The sequence below is a fragment of the Leucobacter edaphi genome, from assembly GCF_016522535.1.
GTDB classification, from domain to species: domain Bacteria; phylum Actinomycetota; class Actinomycetes; order Actinomycetales; family Microbacteriaceae; genus Leucobacter; species Leucobacter edaphi.
Window position 1 is genome coordinate 21192 of sequence record NZ_JAEHOI010000003.1, and the last position, 6032, is coordinate 27223.

Genomic DNA, 6032 nt, shown 5'->3' on the forward strand with positions numbered 1-6032 from the left:
GCCAGCGTAAAAAGCAGGCGAAGCTGATGACTCCCTGACAGCTTAGCGCGAACCTGAGCGTTCCCCGAACCAATCACGGGTGTCGCCAAAGCTATTTCGCGCGTTTCGGCTCAGCTGAAGCTGTCGCCGCACGCGCAGCTGCCCTGCGCGTTGGGGTTGTCGATGGTGAATCCCTGCTTCTGGATCGTGTCCTCGAAGTCGATCGAGGCCCCGTCCAGATAGGGGATGCTCATCTGGTCGACGACGACCTCCACCCCGTCGAAGTCAACGACCGCGTCGTTGTCGAGGGTGCGCTCGTCGAAGAAGAGCTGGTAGATCAGGCCGGAGCAGCCTCCGGGCTGCACCGCGATCCGGAGCCGCAGATCGTCGCGCCCCTCTTGCGTGAGCAGGCTCCGCACCTTTTGCTGGGCCGTCTCGCTGAGGGTGACGCCGTGCGCGCGCTCGGCGGGTGCGATCGTTTCCGTGGACATGCGTTTCTCCTTCGCTCGCGTGGAATTCCGCAGTTCGAGTCTAGCCCCGACCGCTGACACCGGCATCCCGGGCGGTCAGGCCCGTCAGCCGGTCACGGTATCCTGAAAGGAATTGCCGTGATCACCGGCGGACAAGCTCGTGCGCGTGCGCGCACCGATGAGAGGAATTGCGTGGCAAAGAAGGGCGCCGTTGAGCCGCAGAAGCAGGAGCCGGCCGGAGCAGAGGGGCCCCAGGTCGGCAAAGGACGACCGACCCCGTCGCGAAAGCAGGCGGAGGCGGCGAATCAGCGCCCGATCGTCGGCTCGAAGGACAAGTCGGTCCAGCGCGAGATGCGCCGCCAGCAGAACGAGTCCCGTGAGCGCGCCCGCGTCGGGATGATGCAGGGCGACGAGCGCTACCTCACGGCGCGCGACCGCGGTCCGCAGCGCCGCTGGGTGCGCGAGTACGTTGACGCCCGCTGGAATGTCGGCGAGCTTCTCATTCCCATGATGCTCGTGGTCCTCGTGATGACCTTCATCCCCGGCGTCGTTCAGGTGATCAGCCTGTTCGTCATCTGGGGTTTCGTATTCCTGATGGTGCTCGACGCCGTGTTCCTCGGTTTCCGGTTGAAGAAGAAGCTCGCCGCACGGTTCGGGGAGGACAACGTGCAGCCCGGGTTCCGCTGGTACGCGGCGATGCGCGCCTTCCAGTTCCGCATGCTGCGCGTTCCCAAGCCGCAGAACAAGCGCGGTGAGTTCCCGGCCTAATTCAGCGCCTGAACGAACGACAGCGGGGCCCGTTCCGAACGAATCGGAACGGGCCCCGCTGTTGTTTTCCCTGCGAACGGGATCGGGCCGATCGGGCCGTCGGCAGTCACTCACCGCCCGCGAGAGCGGCGTCCCCGGCCCCGGGATCAGCGCGCGGCGTTCCCGCGGAAGCCTGCGCGCACCAGCCCTCGGTTGATGTCGCGCGCCCAGAAGGGTCCCTCGTAGATGTAGGCGGTGAAGCCCTGCACGAGCGTCGCCCCGGCGGCGAGTCGCTCCCGCACGTCCTCGGCGGTGGTAACGCCGCCGACGGAGATCACGCAGAAGTCCGGATCGGGTGCGACGGAGCGGATCCGGCGGAGCACCTCGAGCGAGCGGTCTTTGAGCGGCGCACCCGACAGGCCGCCCGCCCCCATGCGCTCCACTTCGGAGTCGGGGGCCGTCAGGCCGGCCCGTGAGATCGTCGTGTTCGTGGCGATGATCCCGTCCAGGCCGAGGCGCTTGGCGAGTTCGACGATCCCGTCGATTTGTTCGTCCCCCATATCCGGGGCGATCTTGACCAGGAGCGGCGTCCCGTTTGCCGCGTCTCGCACCGCCGTGAGCAGGGGTTCGAGCATTTCGAGTTCCTGCAGGCCGCGCAGCCCGGGCGTGTTGGGCGAGCTCACATTGACCGCGAGGTAGTCGGCGATGGGCGCAAGCCGCTCCGTGCTCCAGACGTAGTCCTGCACGGCATCCTCAACCACGGTGACGCGGCTCTTGCCGATGTTCACCCCGATCACGGGGCGCTTCCTCGCGAGGCGGGCGCGCTCGACCCGCGGCACAGCGGCGGCCGATCCCCCGTTGTTGAACCCCATCCGGTTCACCAGCCCGCGATCGCCGACGAGTCGGAACATCCGCGGTTTCGGGTTGCCCGGCTGGGCGTGGCGCGTGAGCGTTCCCACCTCGACGTGTCCGAAGCCGAACGCGCCGAGGCCGAGGATCCCCTCGGCGTTCTTGTCGAACCCGGCCGCGAGGCCGAAGGGGCTCGGAAACTCCTGTCCGAGGGCGCGCACGCGCAGCGACGGATCGGGCGCGGTGAAGCTGCGAAGCGCTCCGCCGAGGAACGGGGCCGCCTTGATCACCGAAAAGGCGAGATGGTGAGCCGTTTCGGGATCCATCCGGCGGAGCACGGTCTGGAACAGCAGCGGGTAGAGACGCATGCGGGGTTACTCCTTGGCGCTTCCGGCCGACGCGGCATCCGCGTCGCCGGGGTGGTCGGTGTGTGCCGAGTAGGCGTGGCGGTCCTCATCCCGCTCCTCACCCGCGGGATGCGCGCGCAGCTCGGCGATCGCCGACTCGAAATCGGCGAGGGATTCAAAGGCCTGATACACGCTCGCGAAGCGGAGGAATGCCACCTCGTCGAGCTCCTTCAGATGCGGGAGGATGGCGAGCCCGATCTCGTTCGCGTCGAACTGCGCGATGCCGGAGGAGCGCACGGACTCCTCAACACGCTGCGCCAGGATCGCGAGGTCAGCCTCGGTCACTGGTCGGCCCTGGCACGCCTTGCGTACGCCGCTCATGACCTTCTCGCGGCTGAAGGGCTCGACGACGCCCGAGCGCTTGATCACGGTGAGGCTCGCCGTCTCGGTCGTCGTGAACCGGCGACCGCACGACGGGCACTGCCGGCGGCGCCTGATCGACAGGCCGTCGTCGGCGGTTCGCGAGTCGATCACCCGCGAATCGGGGTGTCGGCAAAACGGGCAGTGCATCAGCTGGCCTCCTCTGAGGTCGCTTCGAAGCGCGCGGAGACGGCCTCGCCGTGAGCGGGGAGCCCCTCGGCACCCGCGAGCGCGACGAGCGGGGCCTCGACCTCGGCGAGGGCGGCGCGATCGTACGTGACGATCTGCTGCGGGCGGAGGAAGGTGTGAGCCCCCAGGCCCGCGCTGAAGCGCGCGGTTCCGCCCGTGGGCAAGACGTGGTTCGATCCGGCGAGGTAGTCGCCCAGGCTCACCGGCGAGTAGCCACCGACGAAGATCGCCCCGGCGTCCGTGATGCGCGAGAGCACGGCCTCGTCCTGGGCCGTCTGGATCTCGAGGTGCTCGGGCCCGTACGCGTTGCTCACCGCGGCGGCGACCGCGAGATCGTCGACGAGGATCACGGCGGACTGGGGTCCGCCGAGCGCCGTGGCGACGCGATCAGCGTGTCGGGTTTCCGCGGCCCTGCGAGCGATCTCAGCGCCGACGCGTTCGGCGAACTCGGCCGAGTCGGTGACGAGGACCGACGCGGCCGCCTCGTCGTGCTCCGCCTGGCTGATCAGGTCAGCAGCGACGAAGCCCGGGTCTGCCGAGGCGTCGGCGATGACAAGAATCTCGGTCGTGCCCGCCTCGGAGTCGATCCCGACGAGGCCGCTCACCACGCGCTTCGCGGCGGCGACGAAGACGTTGCCCGGCCCGGACACGACGTCGACCGGGTCGAGCCCGATCTCGGGCACTCCGTGCGCGAACGCGGCGATCGCACCGGCCCCGCCGATCGCGTAGACCTCGTCGACGCCGCAGAGCGCCGCCGCCCACAGCACCGCCGGGTGCGGGAGGCCGTCGTTGTCGCGCTGCGCCGGGGACGCCAGCGCGAGCCCGGGGACTCCGGCGACCTGGGCGGACACCGCGTTCATGATCACCGATGACGGGTAGGCGGCCTTGCCGCCTGGCGCGTAGAGCCCGACCCGTGAAACGGGCTGCCACCGCTGCCGGATCACGGCGCCGTCGGAGATCCTCGTGGTCTGCTCGGCAGGCACCTGCGCTGCCGAGGCGGCCCGCAGGCGCGAAATGAGCTCGCGCAGCGCGACCTCCACCTCGGGCGGGCAGTCGGCGAGCGACGCGCCGATCGCCTCGACGGGGACCCTGAGCGCGTGCCCGGACACGCCGTCGAACTCGAGCGCCTGCTCGCGCAGCGCCGCCTCGCCGCGCTCGGCGACGGCTGCGACGAGGGGTCGCACGCGCTCGACCGCGACCTCAGCGCCGAGCGCGGCACGCGGCACGAGCCCGAGCAATTCGGCACGGGTGAGGTCACGTCCACGGAGGTCAATCGTTCGCATCACCCATCCAGTCTACCGAGCGCGCTGATCCTGCCCGGTCGGAGCGGGGGTGATCATCCCCAGCCGCACGAGCTCGCGGATCCCCGCGACGAGCGCTTCCTCGGCCGCGCCGGAATCGACCTCGAGAATCGTCGCGAGCGCTCCGGCGATCTGCGCGAGGGTGAGTTCGCCGTCGCAGGCGCCGACCGCCGCGGCGAGCAGCGTGTCCGCCGTCGCCCGACGAGCGAGGCCGCGATCGGTGACGAGCGCGATGGCGCGCGGGTCCGACTCCCCCGGCCGATACTCGCGCTCCTCCCTGACGGCGGGATCGAGGATCCAGCCGCGCGCGAGCACCTCGGCATCGCTGAGGCGATCGGTCGCGATCATCGCGTCGAACGCCTCGTCGAGCGCGGCCCCGGGCCGCGCTCCGAACGCGCCGCCCGCGCGCTCCGTGTGCACGAGGGTCCCCGGATCCCGCTCGGGTTCGGCGGCACGCCCCTCGGGATCGTCGAGACGCCGGATCCGGATCGATCCGAGACCGAGCGCGACGATCCGGCGCTCGGAGAAATCATCCAGCCAGGCTGAAACGAGGTGATCGAATTCCGCGTCACCCTGACGGGCTCCGCCGTCGCGCGCCCAGGTCTCCGCGTACTGCAGGGGCGATACCCGATCCCGCTCGATCACCCAGGCGGCGAGCCGGCCCTCGGCCGAGACGATCCACTCCCGCACGCGTTCGAGCGCGTCGATCCCCCAGGGGGATTCCCAGTTGGCGAGGCAGATCAACGTTCCTCCTCCCGCGAGGAAGGCAGGGCCGATTGTCACGACCCGCTCCGCGAGTGCGTCACCGACCATGCCGGCATCCCGGTACAGGTAGCGCTCCGAGTCGCCTTCCCGCACGGCGGGGGCCGCCCCGGGGAGCGCCTCGCTCGCGCGGTTCTCATCCGCCCCACGGCGGGGCGTGACCACGAAGGGCGGGTTCGACGCGATGAGGTCGAAGTGCTCGCCAGCGACCGGTTCGAAGAGGTCGCCCTCCCGGAACTCGATCCCGGAGACACCGTTCAGGCGCGCGTTGGCCCGCGCGAGCGTGATCGCACGGGCTGACAGGTCGGTTGCGACGACGGGACCCCGGAGGGCGAGGTGGAGAGCGACGATGCCGCAGCCGGTCCCGAGATCGAGCCCTCGTGCGATAGGCCCGATCGGCAGCTGCGCGATGAGCGAGCGAGTGGCGCCGCCGACGCCCATCACGTGCTGCGGGCTTGCTGGTCCGTTGCGCAGCTGATCGTCGAGGTCGGAGAGGATCCACCACTCCCGCGGTGCGTCGTCGAGCGAGTCGGCGACGCTCACCGGGTTGAGGGAGAGCGCCGCGCGATACCGCAGCGGGTCGGCATCCGTCGGCGCAATGAGGCCGAGGGCGCGAGCCCCCTCCGCGCCCAGGCCAGGAAGACCGCGGGCGACGCGCTCCCCGCTCATCTCCTCCCCCAGGAGCAGGAGCTCGATGAGGGTCGCGAGGGGCGTTGCGCCGGCGTCAGCGAGCGCGCGCCGGGCCGGGGCGAAGACGCCCCGCAGGCGGGCGCCATCGGCGTCGTCCCCGATCAGCCCGGTGATCGCGGTGCTGCGGTAGTTGGCGGCTGCGAGGTCGGACCTGAGCAGGTCGAGAAGGTCGGGATCCACCCAGCCAGGGTACGGCCTGCTCGGCGTGGGGGGGGGGCGCCCCCCCGGCGGCGGCAGGCCCCCCCGGCCCCAGCGGGGGGGGGGCACGAAGCGGCCGG

6 protein-coding genes are annotated in these 6032 nt (G+C 70.6%); 1 reads left to right on the forward strand and 5 read right to left on the reverse strand.

The genetic code is table 11. The features are described 5' to 3' along the window. Positions 1-110 precede the first annotated feature (110 nt). Entirely contained in the window at positions 111-470 is a 360-nt protein-coding gene (gene erpA, locus JD292_RS04775) for an iron-sulfur cluster insertion protein ErpA (RefSeq protein WP_200131601.1), read from the reverse strand. 171 nt (positions 471-641) lie between these two features. Here erpA and JD292_RS04780 point away from each other — a divergent pair, with 171 nt between their 5' ends. Next, a complete protein-coding gene (locus tag JD292_RS04780) occupies positions 642-1217 on the forward strand; it encodes a DUF3043 domain-containing protein (RefSeq protein ID WP_200131602.1) in 576 nt (191 codons plus the stop codon). 146 nt (positions 1218-1363) lie between these two features. Here the strand turns inward: JD292_RS04780 and JD292_RS04785 are convergent, their stop codons facing one another. Genes JD292_RS04785 through JD292_RS04800 form a run of 4 tightly spaced genes read right to left on the reverse strand, consistent with a single transcriptional unit; the run spans position 1364 to position 5934 of the window. Beyond that, on the reverse strand, positions 1364-2413 hold the full coding sequence (locus JD292_RS04785) for a quinone-dependent dihydroorotate dehydrogenase (RefSeq protein WP_200131603.1): 1050 nt from the start codon (positions 2411-2413) through the stop codon (positions 1364-1366). Positions 2414-2419: 6 nt separating this feature from the next. Beyond that, a complete protein-coding gene (nrdR, locus tag JD292_RS04790; protein WP_200131604.1) occupies positions 2420-2962 on the reverse strand; it encodes a transcriptional regulator NrdR in 543 nt (180 codons plus the stop codon). After that, positions 2962-4284 (reverse strand): histidinol dehydrogenase, encoded by a 1323-nt coding sequence (gene hisD / locus JD292_RS04795; RefSeq protein WP_200131610.1) that lies wholly within the window; start codon positions 4282-4284, stop codon positions 2962-2964. Before hisD ends, nrdR begins: the two co-directional genes overlap by 1 nt. Before the next feature lie 12 nt (positions 4285-4296). Beyond that, positions 4297-5934 carry a DUF7059 domain-containing protein gene (locus tag JD292_RS04800; RefSeq protein ID WP_200131605.1) on the reverse strand — a complete coding sequence of 546 codons (1638 nt, stop codon included), beginning with the start codon at positions 5932-5934 and terminating at the stop codon, positions 4297-4299. Between the last annotated feature and the right edge of the window lie 98 nt (positions 5935-6032).